The organism is Stenotrophomonas sp. GD03958 (assembly GCF_029839005.1).
Lineage (GTDB): Bacteria > Pseudomonadota > Gammaproteobacteria > Xanthomonadales > Xanthomonadaceae > Stenotrophomonas > Stenotrophomonas hibiscicola.
In genome coordinates, this window is record NZ_JAOBZT010000030.1 from 1 (window position 1) to 17,650 (window position 17,650).

15 protein-coding genes are annotated in these 17,650 nt (G+C 66.7%); 5 read left to right on the forward strand and 10 right to left on the reverse strand.

Going from position 1 to position 17,650, the window contains the following annotated elements:
• Window positions 1-91 precede the first annotated feature (91 nt).
• From N5C25_RS10740 to gap, 3 genes are all read right to left on the reverse strand, one after another.
• Complete coding sequence (locus tag N5C25_RS10740; RefSeq protein WP_058982358.1) at window positions 92-1,468, reverse strand: DUF3999 domain-containing protein; 1,377 nt, start codon at window positions 1,466-1,468, stop codon at window positions 92-94.
• Window positions 1,465-4,140 (reverse strand): DUF2339 domain-containing protein, encoded by a 2,676-nt coding sequence (locus N5C25_RS10745; RefSeq protein ID WP_279936925.1) that lies wholly within the window; start codon window positions 4,138-4,140, stop codon window positions 1,465-1,467. The genes N5C25_RS10740 and N5C25_RS10745 overlap by 4 nt, the downstream gene beginning before the upstream one ends.
• Window positions 4,141-4,265: 125 nt before the next feature.
• Window positions 4,266-5,270 (reverse strand): type I glyceraldehyde-3-phosphate dehydrogenase, encoded by a 1,005-nt coding sequence (gene gap / locus N5C25_RS10750; RefSeq protein ID WP_279936926.1) that lies wholly within the window; start codon window positions 5,268-5,270, stop codon window positions 4,266-4,268.
• Window positions 5,271-5,463: 193 nt separating this feature from the next.
• On the opposite strand from gap, the gene N5C25_RS10755 reads away from it, so the two are divergent.
• From N5C25_RS10755 to N5C25_RS10765, 3 genes are all read left to right on the forward strand, one after another.
• Window positions 5,464-6,093, forward strand: a complete 630-nt coding sequence (locus N5C25_RS10755; protein WP_058982363.1) for an OmpW family outer membrane protein — start codon at window positions 5,464-5,466, stop codon at window positions 6,091-6,093.
• 476 nt (window positions 6,094-6,569) lie between these two features.
• Entirely contained in the window at window positions 6,570-7,388 is an 819-nt protein-coding gene (locus N5C25_RS10760; RefSeq protein ID WP_171955073.1) for a S1/P1 nuclease, read from the forward strand.
• A gap of 11 nt (window positions 7,389-7,399) precedes the next feature.
• Entirely contained in the window at window positions 7,400-8,200 is an 801-nt protein-coding gene (locus N5C25_RS10765; RefSeq protein ID WP_058980489.1) for an MBL fold metallo-hydrolase, read from the forward strand.
• Window positions 8,201-8,257: 57 nt separating this feature from the next.
• Here N5C25_RS10765 and N5C25_RS10770 read toward each other — a convergent pair whose 3' ends face one another.
• From N5C25_RS10770 to N5C25_RS10780, 3 genes are read right to left on the reverse strand one after another with little or no spacing between them, the layout of a single operon-like run.
• Window positions 8,258-8,821 carry a hypothetical protein gene (locus N5C25_RS10770; RefSeq protein WP_010484079.1) on the reverse strand — a complete coding sequence of 188 codons (564 nt, stop codon included), beginning with the start codon at window positions 8,819-8,821 and terminating at the stop codon, window positions 8,258-8,260.
• Complete coding sequence (locus N5C25_RS10775; RefSeq protein WP_058980491.1) at window positions 8,818-10,059, reverse strand: TonB family protein; 1,242 nt, start codon at window positions 10,057-10,059, stop codon at window positions 8,818-8,820. The genes N5C25_RS10770 and N5C25_RS10775 overlap by 4 nt, the downstream gene beginning before the upstream one ends.
• Entirely contained in the window at window positions 10,052-10,417 is a 366-nt protein-coding gene (locus N5C25_RS10780) for a BlaI/MecI/CopY family transcriptional regulator (protein ID WP_279936927.1), read from the reverse strand. Before N5C25_RS10780 ends, N5C25_RS10775 begins: the two co-directional genes overlap by 8 nt.
• Window positions 10,418-10,535: 118 nt before the next feature.
• Between N5C25_RS10780 and N5C25_RS10785 the strand changes: the two genes are divergently transcribed.
• Window positions 10,536-11,093: a flavin reductase family protein gene (locus N5C25_RS10785; RefSeq protein WP_058980493.1), complete on the forward strand. Its 558-nt coding sequence runs from the start codon at window positions 10,536-10,538 to the stop codon at window positions 11,091-11,093.
• Between the two features lie 33 nt (window positions 11,094-11,126).
• Window positions 11,127-13,079, forward strand: a complete 1,953-nt coding sequence (locus tag N5C25_RS10790) for an acetyl-CoA hydrolase/transferase C-terminal domain-containing protein (RefSeq protein WP_058980494.1) — start codon at window positions 11,127-11,129, stop codon at window positions 13,077-13,079.
• A gap of 88 nt (window positions 13,080-13,167) precedes the next feature.
• Here N5C25_RS10790 and N5C25_RS10795 read toward each other — a convergent pair whose 3' ends face one another.
• The 4 genes from N5C25_RS10795 to N5C25_RS10810 form a co-directional block, all read right to left on the reverse strand.
• Window positions 13,168-13,473, reverse strand: coding sequence for a HigA family addiction module antitoxin (locus N5C25_RS10795; protein ID WP_014038309.1), 306 nt, complete (start codon window positions 13,471-13,473; stop codon window positions 13,168-13,170).
• An 11-nt stretch (window positions 13,474-13,484) separates the two neighbouring features.
• A complete protein-coding gene (locus N5C25_RS10800; protein ID WP_251102993.1) occupies window positions 13,485-13,763 on the reverse strand; it encodes a type II toxin-antitoxin system RelE/ParE family toxin in 279 nt (92 codons plus the stop codon).
• 315 nt (window positions 13,764-14,078) lie between these two features.
• Window positions 14,079-16,076, reverse strand: coding sequence for a transketolase (tkt, locus tag N5C25_RS10805; protein ID WP_058980496.1), 1,998 nt, complete (start codon window positions 16,074-16,076; stop codon window positions 14,079-14,081).
• 198 nt (window positions 16,077-16,274) lie between these two features.
• Window positions 16,275-17,594, reverse strand: a complete 1,320-nt coding sequence (locus tag N5C25_RS10810; protein WP_058980497.1) for a dicarboxylate/amino acid:cation symporter — start codon at window positions 17,592-17,594, stop codon at window positions 16,275-16,277.
• Window positions 17,595-17,650: the final 56 nt, after the last annotated feature.

The window sequence follows — 17,650 nt, forward strand, 5'->3', positions numbered from 1 at the left end:
CACGAACCCACCCCGCCCGGTCAAGCGCGGCTTTTGCTTTTGCTTTGCACGACCAACCCCACCCACGAGGGGCTGCGCCGTTCGCCGGAACCTACGCCGAAGGCGCCGGCTTCTGCCGAAGCAGGCTGACCGCCAGGCCGCCAACAACCAACACACCCAGCCCCAGCAGCGCCCACAGCAACCACGCCTTCCAATCGTGCTGCGGCTTCAGCGCCGCATCGCCGGCCAGCGGTTCCGGACTGCCTTCCAGGCGCGCCAGTGTCGGCTGCCACGACGGATCATTACGCTGGCGCAGCTCTTCAATCAGCACGCCGATCGGCGCTTCCATGCGGCGCGCGGTCGCGCTGCCCACTGCCAGTGCATATGGCGCTGCACCCTGGCTCAGGAATACCAGTACTTCGGGCTGGTAACCCAGGCGCAGAGTCGGTGCGGTGGCCGTTTCGGCGGGATTCGCCACCAGCTTCCAATAGCGATCCCGATGCACCCCGCCCAGCGGCTGCGCGGCCGATTGCTGCCGTTGGCCCTGCGCGCCCTGCTGCAGCTGATAGGCAATCCACGGTGCGCTGCGGCGCTGCCACTCCGCGCTCTCGTCATCGCGGCTGAACAAAGTCCACTGCACCAGGCTGTTGTCAGTGCTGGCCACGTCGGCACGCGCCGCCGGGAAGCGGCCATCCATCTCGAAGGTGTATTCGCCCTTGCCCTTCGAGGTCGGTGCCAGCGACAACCACTCCCACGGCAGCGTTGCCGGCGCCGGCGGCAGCTCGGCCAGTACGCTGCGCAACGTTGGCAGACGGGCATCGCCCTGCGCCAGCACGCGCAGATAGCGCGCTTCCCCATCCACCTGCAGGCGGCGCTGCAGCAGGCGCTTGCCGGCACGCTGCAGATCCACCAGCGGGATGTCGCGGCCAAGTGCGCGCCAATGCTGCAGGTCGTCGCTGACGTCCAGCTGCACCTGAGCCTGCAACGGCTGGCCACTGTCGGCCCAATCCAGTACCAGCGCCGCCAGCGGCTGCTGGCCCAGCACACTGGCGTCGATCAGCCAGCCGCCCTGCCCGTTGGCCCTTGCACCGCCAGTCACGCGTGCTTCCACGCGACGGACACGGCCATCGGTATCGCGCTCGGTCAGCAACTGCAGGTCGTTACGCTGTGCTTCGGCCAGCGGCGGCAACGCGAACCACGGCAGTTCCCGCTGCACCGGCGGTTGTGCCAGCGGCTGGTCCGGCGCGAGCAATGCCGACGGCAACGATTGGCCGGCGGCATTGAACACCTGCACGTCACCCAGGTCTGCGCTACCGGAGCGACGGTAGATCGCCGGTTCCAGCACGACACGGTAGGCACCCGATTGTGCGCTGGACAACGTCAGCGGCCACTGTTCGGCGTACTGGGTACGGTAATCGGCAGCCTGTGCGGTGATGGCGGCCAGCATGCCGAACATCGCCGGCAGCAGCGCCCTGCTCCACGTCTTCATTGTTTTTCCTCCACGGTCGGCGCCGCGCTGGGCGGCGCCGGTGCCAGATAACCCACGACCGTGCACAGCAGGCCGTAGGCGATGAACGATGCGATGCCCAGCAGGTTGCCCAGGTGCTGGCGATCGACAAGCACCAGCTTGGCCAACACCACGCCCATCAGCACCGCTCCCACCATCCACAACACGCGCTGGCCACGGCGCGAACCCCAGACCCAGGCGATCACGCCGAGCACGCTCCACAGCACGGTCAGGCTGGTCTGCGCCAGGCTGGAACGCATCATCGACGAACTCCACGACAGGCCGCCCCACTGATGCACGCCATGCAGCACCAGGCTGGTCAGCGCGACGAAGATGGCCAATGCCAACAGCGGCAGCCGGATCGCCACCAGCGCCCGCGGTGCCTGCCCGCTGTACAGCCAGCGCGCCAGCAGCGCCAGGCTCAACCACTGCCCCAGCTCGGCCGGGTTCAACACCGGCAGCCACGGCAGCGGCGCTGCGTCACCCGGCAGCAACTGGCCGAACAGCCAGCCTGCGGACAGCAGGCCGAACAGCACGCACTGCAACGGTAGGCGCACGCTGTCGAAGGCAGCCCCCAGGGGCCACCGCAGTGCGTCCCAGCGCCACAACGATAGCGCCGCCATCAGCAGCCACGGCAGCGTGAACAACAGCAGCGTCCAGCCCTGTGCCAGCCCGGCCTCGCCACCGCCCCACAGGGCCAGCAACGAAAGCAGCGACGGCCACAGCAGCCACCACAGGAACTGCGCGATGCGTGCCACGGTGTTGCCGCCCTGGCGCAGGCACAGCAACGTACGGACGCCCAGCACCGCGAACACCGCCCAGGCCAGGGCGCCATAGCCGGCGAACGGCTGCTGGTGCGCATCGCTCTGCATCAGCGCCAGCGGGAAGCCCAGGGCCAGCATCGCCAGCGCGGTGACGCCCAGCGCGCGTGCCGGCTGGCGGCGCTGCACTTCAGCCGCCAGCCAGGCCGTGGCTGCGACCAGCACAAGCAGCGCGTCGGCCTGGGTGCGGTGCGGGAAGAAGCGGAAGATCTCGTGCACCAGACCGCCCAGCCACCACAGCAGGCCCCACAGGTAGTAGACCAGTGCGATCTCATGGCGCTCCCTGCGCTGGTAACTCCACGCCGACGCGAAGCCGGCAATGGCCAGCAGCAACGCGCCGATGGCGGTCGGGTTGAGCAGGAAGCGTGCGTCGTCGAGCCAGTGGTCGGCGCCGGCCACAAAGGCGAACGCAGCACCGATCTGCAGCAACGCGCCGGACACCTGCGGCAGCCAGCGCTTCTGGCGCAGGCCCAGCCAGGCCAGGCCCGCACCTTCCAGTGCGAACACCGCGCCGGTGGCACGCGCAGATAATGCCAGCGGCACCGCCAGCGTGGCGAAGCCCACCGCCAGCACCGCATGCGACTGCGCCAGCACGGTGTAAGACGCGCGCGCGATCAGTGCCCGCGCCAGTACGGCGTAGATCGCCGCCAGGCCCAGCGCGCACAGCGCCAGCGTCATCGGCTGCTCGTGCAGCATGCCCGCCTGCATCGAGAAGGCAACCAGGGGCGTGCCGAACACCAGGCTGCCGTCGACCAGGTCACGTCGCCCGGCGGGCTGCCGGCGCGCGTACAGCAGCGGGATCAACAGGTAGAAGGCGAAGAACAGCAGCAGGAACGGCTCGGTGCTGCTGAACTTGTCCGGCGCGTACTGCAACACGCCCCAGAACGTACCGATGCCGAAGGTAAAAGCGAAGCCAAGCAGGTTCAGCGCACGCCACGGACGGAACCAGGCGATGGCGAAGATGCCAGCGTTGAGCACCGCGTAGTAGCTGAACAGCCCCACGTGGTTGCCACTGCCGGTGGACAGCCACAGCGGTGCCATGAAGCCGGCGAGGATGCCCAGCACCGCCAACGTGCGCGAGTTCTGCACCACCGCCAGCACGCACAGGCCGGCCACCAGCGCGATCGAACTGGCGAAGGCAAACCCGGGGTTGAGCAGCTCGAACCGTTTGAAGGCGGCGAAGATGGTCAGCAGCAACACGCCGATGGCACCGCCCTGCAGTGCCAGTGCGAACAGGCGCCGGCGCTCGCGCTGGTGCCAGCCGAACGCCAACAGGCCCAGCGCACCCACGGTGACACCGGCCAGGCGCAGCTCGATCGGCAGCACCAGCCAGCCCTGGTCGCTGACGTACTTCAACAGCGCGGCAACACCGGCCAGCAGCACCAGCATGCCGATCTTGACCGGCACGTTGCCCTCGGTGAACCAGCGCTTGACCGCGCCGATGCCGCGCTCGATGAAGTTGGGCAGTGCCGGTTCGGGGGGCAACGGCGGCTGCACCGGCGCGGGTGGCACCGGCGGTGGTGCGACCGGGCGCGGCGCCTCCACTGCCGCAGACACCGCTTCGCGCACCGGCGGTGGCGTTGGCTGGGGCGGAGGCGGTGCGGCAGCCGCCACCGGCCGCAGGAACGGCGGATCGGCGCCGGCCACAGGCAGGGGCGCAGACCGTTCCGGCGCAGGCTCGGCTGCAACCGACCGGGCGGCCGGCGCGGCAGCCATGGCGGCTTCCAGCGCGGCCACACGGCGGCGCAGGCCAGCAATCATCACCAGCGCCACCACCAGCAGCAGCGGGATGGCCAGCAGAACCAATACCACCAGGGCTATCAATGCTTCCATTGCATGCTTCCATTGCAATCCCGCGCCCCAGCGGCAGCGGTCGACCGGGCCATGCTACGACAGGGCCGGCCCCATAAACGACGAACCCCGGCCAGGCCGGGGTCCGCGTGCGATCTTCGCCGGCCTTACTTGGCGGCGACAACCTTGGCCATTTCCAGGCACTTGTTGGAATAGCCCCACTCGTTGTCGTACCACGACACGAGCTTGACGAAGGTGCCGTCCAGGGCGATGCCGGCGTCTGCGTCGAACACCGAGGTGTGGGTTTCACCGACGAAATCGGTGGCCACCACCTTGTCTTCGGTGTAGCCCAGGATGCCCTTCAGCGCGCCTTCGCTCTGTGCCTTCACTTCGGCGCAGATCTCGGCGTAGGCGGCTTCCTTTTCCAGCTCGACGGTCAGGTCGACCACCGACACGTCGGAGGTCGGGACGCGGAAGCTCATGCCGGTCAGCTTCTTGTTCAGTTCCGGAATGACCACGCCGACGGCCTTTGCCGCACCGGTGGACGACGGAATGATGTTTTCCAAGATGCCACGGCCGCCGCGCCAGTCCTTGTTGGACGGGCCATCGACGGTCTTCTGGGTGGCGGTGGCCGCATGCACCGTGGTCATCAGGCCACGCTTGATGCCCCACTTGTCGTTGATGACCTTGGCCAGCGGGGCCAGGCAGTTGGTGGTGCACGACGCGTTGGAGATGATCGCCTGGCCGGCGTAGGTCTTGTCGTTCACGCCGTAGACGAACATCGGGGTGTCGTCCTTCGACGGTGCCGACATGATGACCTTCTTCGCGCCGGCATCGATGTGCTTCTGCGCGGTTTCCTTGGTCAGGAACAGGCCGGTGGACTCGATCACCACGTCCACGTCCACCTCGTTCCACTTCAGGTTGGCCGGGTCGCGTTCCTGGGTCAGGCGGATCTTCTTGCCGTTGACCAGCAGGTCGTTGCCCTGCACCGCCACGTCGGCCTGGAAGCGGCCGTGCACGGAGTCGTACTTGAGCATGTACGCCAGGTAGTCCGGCTCCAGCAGATCGTTGATGGCCACGATTTCGATGTCGTCGCCGAAGTTCAGCACCGCCGAGCGCAGGACGTTACGCCCGATGCGACCGAAACCGTTGATACCAACCTTGATTGCCATTTCTCAAGCTCCTGCGGCCGCGACAGGTGCGGCGGGATGGATAGGGCCCACAAGTCTAGCAAACCGCCGCTGGCCACCGTGGGCCAGTCGGGGGCCGCCGGCGGGCCCACGGACAGGATTTGATCCGGATCAAAGCGTTAGCACGGCGTGAGGCCGAGACTGTCGCCATCCACCCAGCAACGAGATCACCCCCATGCGCAAGACCTCCCCCCTGATCCTGGCCGGCCTGGCCGCAGCCTTGTCCCTCGCCGCCGCTCCGGCCATGGCCCAGTCCAAGGGCGACTGGACGATCTCGGCCGGCGTGCACCAGGTGGCGCCGAAGTCGAACAACGGCTGGCTGGCCGGCGGCACCCTGAAGGTCGACGTCGACAACGACGTGAAGCCGACCATCACCGGTGAATACTTCATCGCCGACAATCTGGGCATCGAAGTGCTGGCGGCGCTGCCGTTCAAGCACGACATCAACATCAACGGCCTCGGCCGCGTCGGCAGCACCAAGCAGCTGCCGCCGGTGGTCACCCTGCAGTACCATTTCAACAGCAAGGGCAAGGTGTCGCCGTTCATTGGTGCGGGCGTGAACTACACCACCTTCTTCAGCGAAGACACCACCGGTGCGCTGAAGGACAGCCGCCTGAAGCTGCAGGATTCGTGGGGCCTGGCCGCGCATGCGGGCGTGGACTTCGCGATCGGCGAGAAGGGCGCGCTGCGCGTTGACATGCGCTGGATCGACATCGACAGCAAGGTGAAGTTGAACGGCGAGAAGATCGGCACGGTCAACATCGATCCGCTGGTCTACGGCGCTTCGTACGTCTTCAAGTTCTAAGCGGTGTGTTGGGCGCAGGGGCTTCGCCCCCGCCCCCCCGCTGCACGCGAAACCCTCGCAGCATGTTGCCCCGGTGATTGCCGGGGCTTTTTTGTTCCTGGGACTGAAGCAGTTCCGGAGCTGGGGCGAGGCGGGGAGCGGGGCCCCGTCCAACCACTGCGCGCGTGCCAGCTCAAGCAAAGGCAAGAGCAGAACCGTGCATCCGAGGCGTAATGGTTGCCTGCAATTGCAGAAGGCGGATTTTGATCCTGCATTCGTTTTTGATGTTGCCTTTGACGTTTGCATCCGCCTCCGCGGCCATGTTGGATGGGGGCTGCAGGGGCAGGCGCTGCGGGACCGTCCGCGGCATGGATGCCGCGGCCGAGCTTACAGGGATGTACTTGCAGCGTGTCCCGCAGCGCCTGCCCCTGCAGCCAGCCCTAAGCAGACAGGAACGCGCCGCTCTCCAATCCATCTCCCCCCGCTAGAATGTGCACATGAAAGCCCTGCACTCCCTGTTCCTCGCCGCCGCCCTGGCGCCGGCCCTGCTGTCCGTCTCCGCCCCCGCACATGCCTGGGGCGCGCAAGGCCACCGCCTTGTTGCCGAAGTCGCCGACGCCCGCCTCAGCCCCGCCGCCCGCGCCGAAGTGGACCGCCTGCTGGCCACCGAACCGGACGCCACGCTGGCCAGCATCGCGCCGTGGGCTGACCAGCTGCGCGCCAAGGACCCGGGCCTGGGCCGCCGCTCGGCCGGCTGGCACTACGTCAACATCGCCGAAGACAACTGCCACTACGAAGCACCGAAGCACTGCAAAAACGGCAACTGCATCGTCGAGGCCCTGAAGGCACAGAGCGCCATCCTCGGCGATCGCAGCCTGACCGACGGCGAGCGCCTGCAGGCGCTGAAGTTCGTCGTGCATCTGGTCGGCGACATCCACCAGCCGATGCACGCCGGCTACGCCCACGACAAGGGCGGCAACGATTTCCAGCTGCAGTTCGGCAACCGTGGTACCAACCTGCATTCGCTGTGGGACAGCGGCATGCTGAACACCCGCAAGCTGGACGATGCCGGCTATCTGCCGGTGCTGCAGAGCCAGCGCGCGCCGAAGCTGGCGCGCCAGTCCAACCCGCAGCGCGACCCGCAGACGTGGGCCGAGGCCAGCTGCCGCATTTCCATGCAAGCCGGCGTTTATCCGGCCACGCGTAAAATCGGTGACGAATACACCGAGCGCTACCGGCCGCTGGCCGAAGCGCAGCTGCGACTGGCCGGTGAGAACCTGGCGCAGTTGCTGAACCGCGTGCTCGGCACGCGCTGAGGAGCGTTCCAATGTCGGTCCAGGTTCAGTCGTTCTTCCACCGTGACAGCAACACCTTCAGCTATCTGGTCAGCGACCCGGCAAGTGGCGAGGCAGCGCTGATCGACCCGGTACTGGACTACGACCCGGATACCGACGCCAGCAGCGAAGCACCGCTGCGCGCCGTGCTGAAGGCCATCGAACAACAAGGCCTGCAGCTGCGCTGGCTGCTGGAGACGCATGCCCACGCCGATCATGTGTCGGCAGGGCGCCGGCTCAAGCACCGCTTTCCGCAGGCCACGCTGGGCATCGGCGAAGGCATCCGTGCGGTGCAGGCCACTTTTGCGCCGCGCTACGGCCTGCAGCTTCCGGCCGCCGATGAGATCTTCGATCGCCTGTTCAGCGATGGCGAGACCTTCGCTCTGGGCGAACTGCGCTGTCAGGTCATCGCCGTGCCCGGCCACACCAGCGACAGCATCGCCTATCTGATCGGCGATGCGCTGTTCACCGGCGACTCGCTGTTCATGCCCGATGGCGGCACCGCCCGCTGCGATTTCCCGGGCGGCGATGCCGCGCAGTTGTACCGCTCGATCCAGCGTCTGCTGGCCCTGCCCGATGCGACGCGTGTATTCGTCTGCCACGACTACGGCCCGGGTGGCCGCGGGTTCGCCAACGAGACCACCATCGGCGAACAGCGCGCGCACAACATCCACGTGCACGACGGCGTGGCCGAGGCGGAGTTCGTCAGCGTGCGCCAGGCCCGCGATGCGACGCTGGAAGAACCGAAGCTGATGCAGCCCGCAGTGAAGGCCAACATCCAGGGCGGGGCCTGATCCACGCCGCTGCGCCCGCCGGGCATGGCCCGGCGCTACCCCGGTCATCGCGAGCGATCATTTTCCCTGCGTGCGCACCACGTGCTGGCCCTTCACGATCTCGAAGGTAAAGGCGTATTGCAGGGTGACGGCCACCGGTTCGACACGCTCGGCGCCGCGGCAGTCACCGCGATTGGCAGGCACCTTGCCGGCCGCGAAGTGGCAGACCGCTGCGGACGAGTACTTCCACATCGCCACGGCTTCCTGCGCTGCCTGCAGCAGGGGCGCATTCTCGCCCGCAGCACCTGCCGCGCACTCCGGGCGATCGGTCAATGGCAGGCTGCGCTCGACGTCGCCGTTGGCATCAACCACCACCTGCAGGCAGATGGTGGTCGGCGCCAGTTCCGCGCGCGGGTCGCGATCGCCTACCTCCGGGTCCGGTGCCGCGTACAGTTGCGGCATCCGGTAGCCCTCGGTCGCACCCAGCGAATACACCTGCAGCTGCCCACTGCCGCCGCCCGCCTGCGGCTGCAGGCGCTGGTGACCGACATTCTCGCTGCGGGTATCGACGGTGGTCAGGCGATCCTGGGTTGCACACCCCACCAGCAGCGCCGCCATCATCAACAGCGGCGCGGACTTCACTTCGCGTCCTCGGTGTCATCCATGGCGTAGGTGATCGGAATGCGTACGGCACCGGCCACCGGCTTGCCGTTCTTCACCGCGGGACGATAGGTCCAGCTGCGCGCGGCGGCGACGGAGACGGCGTCGAACACCCCCGGATTGGTCGCACTGAGTACCCGCACATCGGTCGGATGGCCCTGTGCATCCACTTCGATGCGCAGATTGACCACGCCTACCTGGCGTTGCTCGACGGCGGACTTCGGATAGGACGGCGGCGGCATCTTGTCCACCTGGATCGGCCGGTCCAACCCCGCCTTGGCCGCATCGTCCTGCGCATGTTCGAACGGCTCGACACCGATCCGGGTGCCACCGGCCGCACCGCCCTGGCTGGCCCATGCCACCGCGCCCATGCCCACACACAACCCGACCACCAGCACCTGCCCGGACACCCACGGCAATGCCTTCCGCTTGGACTGCTTCAACATGGCGATACGCTCCTTCAACACGGGTTGGCTGCGCCAATGGCAAACCGCGGGCGCAACCGGGTGGACCAGCTGCGCCTTCAGCAGCGTGCTGGCATAGAGGCCGCGCAGCGCAGGCTGCGGACCGATGGTGCGGGCATCGCAGGCCAGTTCCTGATCGCGCAGGAAGCGGCGTGCGGCCCATGGCAGCAGCGGGTGGAACCAGAACACCACGCGCGCCAGCAGCAGAGCGCCGTTGGCCCAGTGATCGCCGTTGCGACGGTGGTTGCGCTCGTGTTGCAGGATCAGGCCCTGCTCCTGTGCACTGAACTGCTGGTCGAATGCCGGGCCGACCACGATGCGCGGCCGCCACAGGCCCACCAGCGCGGGCAGGCCGGGATCGCCGCTGGCCTGCCAGCTGCCATCGGTGCGCGGCGTCAGTGGACCCATCCGCCGTTCGAAACGGCGTTGTGCGCGCAGGTCGCGCAGCAGGCAGATGCCCGCGCCCAGCGCCCACAGCGCGAACAACAGCCCGGCCCATGAAAGCGAATGCCCGGCCACGCTATCAAGCGCACCGGGCATCACTTTCAGCGGCAGCGTGGGTACCTGCTGCAACAACGCAACCTGCGGCAACGGCAGCATCAGTGCCACCAGCAGCATCGGCAGCAGCCACCAGCTACGGTAGGCCAGCCCTGCGCCGCCCATCCGCACCAGCAACGGTCGCAGCGCCGCCAGCAACAGCACGCCCACCGCCAGCCACAGGCTGGACTGCAACAACCCGTCGAGCAGCTCATTCATGGTCCAGCTCCTGGATCAGCTTCTTCAGTTCGGCGATGTCCTGCGCGCTCAACTGGCCGCGTTCGCTGAAGTGCGCGACCAGCGGTGCCACGCGCCCTTCAAAGACACGCCCGATGAAGTCCTGGCTCTGCGCTTCCACCCATGCCTGGCGTTGCAGCAGGGGTCGATACAGGTAGCGCCGGCCATCGCGCTGGGCGGCGATCGCGCCCTTGGTCAGCAGGCGGTTGAGCAGGGTCTTGATGGTCGGTTCGGCCCAGTCGCGGTGGGCCAGCGCGGCGACCACTTCGTCGGCGCTACGCGGTGCCTTCTGCCACAGCACCTCCATCACAACGGCTTCGGCTTCGCTGATAGGGATCATGGTTTACATCCGTAATCGATTCTTCGATTACGCGCGTAATCGTCCTGCCTGTCAAGCCCCTCGACTCCGGTTTCATCCCGGCTGCGCCAGCATCGATTCCTCCCGCCCCAGGCCCCGGATGAAAGCGCTGCCCAAGAAGGATTTCCCGGTCGAGCAGGCCCGCCGCTTCCTCGAACCCGGCCCGATCGTGCTGGTCAGTACCGCCTGGCGCGGCCAGCGCAACCTGATGACGATGGGCTGGCACATGGTGATGGGCTTTTCGCCGTCGTTGGTCGCCACCTACCTCTGGAATGAAAACCACAGCCATGCCCTGGCCGTCGGCAGTGGCGAGTGCGTGATCAACGTACCCGGCGTGGAGCTGCTCGATACCGTGGTCGACATCGGCAATTGCAGCGGTCGCGAGGTCGACAAATTCGCCCGGTTCGGGCTCGACGCGTTGCCCGCACGCGAGGTCGGCGCGCCGCTGGTCGGGCAATGCCACTCGAATTTCGAATGCCGCTTGTACGACGATAGCCAGGTTGCATCGAGCAATCTGTTCATCTGGGAAATCGTGCGCGCACACGTAGCGCCACGGCCGAAGCTGCCGCGCACGGTGCACTACCGCGGCGATGGGCAGTTCATGGTGGCCGGCACCGAAGTGTCGCGTCGACGGCGGTTCAAGCCCGACATGCTGTAATGCCTGCACTCCCCACACGCAGGACCGCCCCGCATGACCGAACACCTCACCGACCTGGACGCCGCTGTCGACTGGTTGTTTGCGCGCGTGGACGGGCCGCTGCGGGTCGGGGCACCGCTGGCACTGGGCAAGCCGCACCGGCTGCTCAATGCCCTGTACGCACGCGTCGAGCACGACCCTTCGCGGCCGCTGCAGCTGTATACCGCGCTGTCGCTGAACCCGCCCAAGGCACGTGGCAACGGCCTGGAAGCGCGCTTCCTTGCACCGTTCGCGCAGCGCCATTTCGGCGACGATTTCCCGCGCCTGGCCTATGCCGATGCGATCGCGCGTGACGCGCTGCCGGCGCACGTACAGGTGGAAGAGTTCTACATGCAGTCCGGCGCCCTGCTCGGTTCACGGCAGGCGCAGTCCAGCTATACCAGCCTGAACTACACCCACGCCGCCGATGCGGTGGCGCAGCGCGCGCCGCAGGTGATCGTGCAGAAGGTGGCAATGCGGCCGGATGATCGCCGGCTTTCGCTGTCGTGCAACAACGACATCACCCAGGACACGCTGGATGCGATGACCGCGCGCGGCCTGCCGCGCCCATTGATGATCGCCGAGATCGATCCGCAGCTGCCCTATCTGGGCGGCTCGGCCACGGTGGATGTGACGTTCTTCGATCTGGTGATCACCCCCCCACCGCCGTACCCCGCGCTGTTCGGGTTGCCGAGGCAGCCGGTCGGCGACGCCGACTATGCCATCGGCCTGTATGCCAGCACGCTGGTGCGCGACGGCGGCACCCTGCAGATCGGCATCGGCACGCTGGCTGATGCACTCAGCCATGCACTGGTGCTGCGGCACACCGACAACGCGCGCTACCGCCGCGTGCTGCATGCGCTGGATCCGCAGCTGGTCAGCCACCCGCTGGTGCAGGAAATCGGTGGGCTGGACCCGTTCGAGGTGGGCCTGTACGGCTGCAGCGAGATGCTCAACGAAGGCTTCCGGCGGCTGGTGCAGACCGGGGTGATCAAGCGCAAGGTGCACGACGACCTAGCGCTGATGCAGCGCATCGAGAACGGCAGCACGTTGTCGATCGACCACGCCACCCTGGCCGCCGAGGGTGAGTACCTGCACGGCGCGTTCTACCTGGGCTCGCCGGAATTCTACGAATGGCTGCGCACGTTGCCGGAAGACGAATGCCGCGCGATCGGCATGCGCCGCATCAGCGAGATCAACCAGCTGTACGGCGGCAACGAAACGCTGGAACGCCTGCAGCGCCGCCATGCGCGCTTCTTCAACTCCTGCATGATGGCCACCGCGCTGGGCGCGGCGGTGTCGGACGCGCTGGACGATGGACGCGTGGTATCCGGTGTGGGCGGCCAATACAACTTCGTGGCGATGGCACATGCGCTGCCGGAAGCGCGCAGCGTGCTGATGTTCCGCGCCGCGCGCGATGACAAGGGCCAGCGCGCATCCAACGTGCGCTGGAACTACGGGCACACCACCATCCCCCGCCACCTGCGCGACATCTACCTCAACGAATACGGCATCGCCGACCTGCGCGGGCTGACCGACGAGGACTGCGTGCACGCAATGACCGCGATCACCGAGGCGCCGTTCCAGGATGAGCTGCTGCAGCAGGCGCAGGCCTCGCGCAAGCTGCTGGCGGTGTCCCAGCCCGACCCGCAGCGCCTGCAGCGCAATACGCCGCAGGCACTGGCCGCGGCACTGGCACCGTTCCGCGCCGATGGTAGCCTGCCCGACTATCCCTTGGGCAGCGACTTCAACGAGATCGAGCAGGTGCTGGTGAAGGCGCTGGCCTGGCTGAAGGCCAATACGCAGACGCGCGCCGACAAGCTGCGTACCGTCTGGGCAGCGCTGCGCCAACCGGCAGGCGACGGCGATGCGGTGTACCTGCAGCGCATGGGCCTTCAGGCGCCGAAGGATTTCGCAGAGCGTCTGGATGCGCGACTGCTGCGCTTGGCACTGGCGCGCACTGCCTGAAAAAAGGGGACGGAGGGGATCAAGTCGTATGTGCACATGCGACTTGATCCCCTCTGTCCCCTTTTTCTCATCCACGCATGGCGCGGATCTACCGCTCTATCCTCACTGCATCCTCAAGATACAGGCGGGCAATAGGCGGATGTGCTCGATGCTCGACCTGCCACAGGTCATATGCCGCCTGCATCGCCAGCCACATGCGAGCATTGCCCAGACCTGCAAGCTCAAGGCGGAATGCGAGTTCTGCGGAAATGCCGGCGTGCCCGTTGATGATCGTCGACAGCTGGCCGCGCGAATAGCCGAGATGCTGTGCCAGCGCACTGATCGACATACTGATCGCCGGCAGGATATCTTCGCGCAGCGATTCCCCGGGATGCGGCGGATCATGCAACGGCATCGAGCAGACTCCTAGTGGTAATCAAGGTAATCGACCAGTTCGACGTCGAGCCCACGAAAGCGGAACACCAATCGCCAACTCGCCGAGACACTTACCGCCCAGTAGCCGCTATAGCTCCCGCGCAGGGGGTGCAGGCGATTTCCGGGCAGCCCCATGTCCCCAGGCAGACGGGCCTGATCCAGCTGCAGAAGCAAACGCCGCAATCGAGCCACATGATCGGCACGGACTCCGGAAATGTCGCCCCGCTGATAGAGCGCCTTCAGGCCTTTATGCCTGAAGCTGACGATCATGCGACGCCAGTGTAAGGCATCACCTTACACCCCGCAAATCCACCGTGGTTTCTGCGCCGTGCGTCTTGTCCATGACTACTTCTGAGGGTGCCTCGGCCGGCCGGCCCTCCTTTTCGCAGAGAACGCAGATCAGATGAAGAGGCCAACGCGACAGCAGCACCGCAGGGCGGAACGGGCCGAGCAGAGGAAAAGAGGACGGAGGGGATCAAGTCGTGTGTGCACATGCGACTTGATCCCCTCCGTCTCCTTTTTTGGTCTGGAGAACGGGAAAGGCCGGCGTGCGCCGGCCTTTCCTTCATTGCACCGCGAAGCGGCTTACAGCGACTTGGCCGCTTCCACCACGTGGGCGGTGGTGATGCCGAAGTGCTTGTACAGCTGATCGGCCGGCGCCGAGGCACCGAAGGTGTCGATACCGACCACAGCACCGTCCAGGCCGACGAACTGGCGCCAGAAACCGGTGACGCCGGCTTCCACCGCCACGCGCTTGCGCACGGCATTTGGCAGCACCGATTCACGGTAGGCCGCATCCTGGCGCAGGAACACGTCGGTGGACGGCATCGAGACCACGCGGGTCTTGATACCGGCCGCGTCCAGCTGGGCCTTGGCTTCGGTGGCCAGCGAGACTTCCGAGCCCGTGGCGATCAGGATCACGTCCGGGGTACCAGCAGCATCGGCCAGCACATAACCGCCGCGCTCGATCTGGGCAATCTGCTCGGCGCTGCGCGGCTGGTGCGGCAGGTTCTGGCGGCTGAACACCAGGCAGCTCGGGCCGTCCTGGCGGGTGATCGCAGCCTTCCAGCTCACCGCCGACTCGACCGCATCGCACGGACGCCACACGTCGTTGTTCGGGATGTAGCGCAGCGAAGCCAGGTGCTCCACCGGCTGGTGGGTCGGGCCGTCTTCGCCCAGGCCGATCGAGTCGTGGGTGTAGACGTGGATGGCGTGGGCCGGGATCAGCGCGCTCATGCGCACGCCGTTGCGGGCGTAGTCGCTGAACACCAGGAAGGTGGCGTCGAACGGAATGAAGCCACCGTGCAGGGCCAGGCCATTGGCAATGGCGGTCATGCCGAACTCGCGCACGCCGTAGTACACGTAGTTGGCGTTGGCGTCGTCGCTGGCAACGGACTTGCTGCCCTTCCACAGGGTCAGGTTGGAGTGCGCCAAGTCGGCCGAGCCGCCGACGATTTCCGGCAGCAGCGGAGCATAGGCTTCAATGGCCAGCTGCGAGGCCTTGCGCGAGGCGATCGTCGGGCCTTCAGCCGCCACCTGGGCGATGTAGGCATCGGCCTTGGCAACGAAGTCGGCCGGCAGTTCGCCGTGCGAACGACGGGTCAGTTCGGCGGCCTCGCCCGGGTACTGGCTGGCGTACTTGTCGAACAGCTGTTCCCACTCGGCCTGGCGCAGGGTGCCGGCGCCGTTGGCACGCCAGCCGTCGTAGATCGCCTGCGGAATCTCGAACGGGCCGTATTCCCAGCCCAGCTGCTTGCGGGTGGCTTCCAGTTCGTCCTTGCCCAGCGGTGCGCCGTGGCTGGATTCCTTGCCCGCCTTGTTCGGCGAACCAAAACCAATGGTGGTGCGGCAGCAGATCAGTGTCGGCTTGTCGCTCTGCGACAGCGCGGCCTCGATGCCGGCCTTGATGCTCTCCGGGTCATGACCATCGACATCGCGCACCACGTTCCAGCCATAGGCCTCGAAACGCTCCGGGGTGTTGTCGGTGAACCAGCCTTCGACGTTGCCGTCGATGGAGATATGGTTGTTGTCCCAGAAGCAGACCAGCTTGTGCAGGCCCCAGGTGCCGGCCAGCGAAGCGGCCTCATGCGACACGCCTTCCATCAGGCAGCCGTCGCCCATGAACACCCAGGTGCGGTGGTCGACCACTTCCAGCTCCGGACGGTTGAAGCGCTGTGCCAGCAGCTTCTCGGCCAGGGCGAAGCCCACGGCATTGGCAAAGCCCTGGCCAAGCGGACCGGTGGTGGTTTCCACGCCCGGGGTCTCGTGGCGCTCCGGGTGGCCGGCGGTGTGGCTGCCCAGCTGGCGGAACAGCTTGAGCTGCTCGATCGGCAGGTCGTAACCGCTCAGGTGCAGCAGCGCGTACTGCAGCATCGAACCATGGCCGTTGGACAGCACGAAACGGTCGCGGTTGAACCAGTGCGGGTTGCTCGGGTTATGGCGGAGGTAGTCGTTCCAGAGGACTTCGGCGATGTCGGCCATGCCCATGGGCATGCCGGGGTGGCCGGACTTTGCGGTTTCAACCGCATCGGCGGCAAGGAAGCGGATGGCGTTGGCCAACTGGCGACGGGTAGGCTGCGTCATGGTTCTGTCGGAATCGGGAGGCGGCCGCGGACGTGCGGGCGGCCTATTGTCCCATAGTCGCCGGGCCGGGGGTCGGTTCACCGTGCCCGGCAGTGCCGGCCGCTGGCCGCCAACTGCGCAGAATCCGATGAAGATCATGAAGTTGCCGGCCAGCGGCCGGCACTACCGCCCCCGGAGTCCGGGGGCGGGAATCCGGACTCAGTCCTGCTGCGGGCCCAGCGCCGGGCCATCGTGGCCTTCGCCCTTGGCCACCAGCGTGGTCAGGGCCAGGTCGCCAGTCACGTTCAGCGCGGTACGGCACATGTCCAGGAAGTGGTTCACGCCCAGGATCAGGCCGATGCCGAGCGGGTTCACGCCCACCATCGCGCAGATCATCGCCACCACCGGCAGCGAGCCCGACGGCACGCCGGCGGTTCCGATGCCACCGAGGATGCAGACCGCCATCACCATGATCTGCTGGCCGATGCTCAGGTCCACGCCGAAGAACTGGGCCAGGAAGATCACCGTCACGCCCTCGAACAGCGCGGTGCCGTTCTGGTTGGCGGTGGCGCCCACGGTCAGCACGAAGCGCGACACGCGCTGCGGCAGGCCCATCTGGTCGGCCACGCGCAGTGCGGTCGGCAGGGTGGCGTTGCTGGAAGCGGTGGAGAACGCCATCACCGTCGCTTCCTGGGTATCGCGGAAGAACGACAGCGGCGAACGGCCGGACAGCCACACGGCCGTACCGTAGGTCACCACCATGTGCAGGCCGAGTGCCAGCACCACCACGCCCACGTAGGCGCCCAGGCGGATGATCAGTTCGAAGCCGAACAGCGCGGCCAGATTGAACATGAAGCAGGCCACCGCATACGGGGCCAGGCGGATGACCAGGTTGATCAGGGTCATCGAGATTTCGAATACGCCTTCGATGGCACGGCGCAGCGGGGCGACCTTCTCGTCGTCGGTCAACACCATGCCGATGCCGAACATCAGCGCGAAGAACATCAGCGACAGGATCGCGCCGTTGTCAGACGCGGCCTGCAGCACGTTGCTCGGCACGATCGACAACAGCATGTCCATGCCCTTCGGCGTGCCATGGATGCCGGCAACGATTTCCTTGCTGCGCTCTGCGTTCTCCGACAGCATCATCGCGGCCACCTGCGGATCCACGCCGGCGCCCGGCTTGAGCAGGTTGACCAGCACCAGGCCGATGCCCACGGCAATGCCGGACAGCAGCACGGTATAGGCCAGGGTCTTCCAGCCGATGCGGCCAAGGGCGCGGATGTCGCCCATCTCCGACACGCCCATGATCAGCGCCGAGAAGATCAGCGGCACGATCAGCATGAAGATCAGGTTGAGGAACAGGCCCGAAGCCGGGGTGGTGACGTAGTCCATTACCCACTTGGCACCGGCCTGCAGACCTTCGACGCTGCCGCCCAGGGCGTGCACGATCAATCCCAGGACCAGGCCGATCGCAAAGCCGATGCCCATCTTCCAATGCAGGGGCAACTTCTTCTTGTCGGCAGCAGCTGCTGTCATGCGCGGGTTTCCTCGAAAAATGAATGCACTCTAACAAAGCGCGCAAGCGGCGCCGG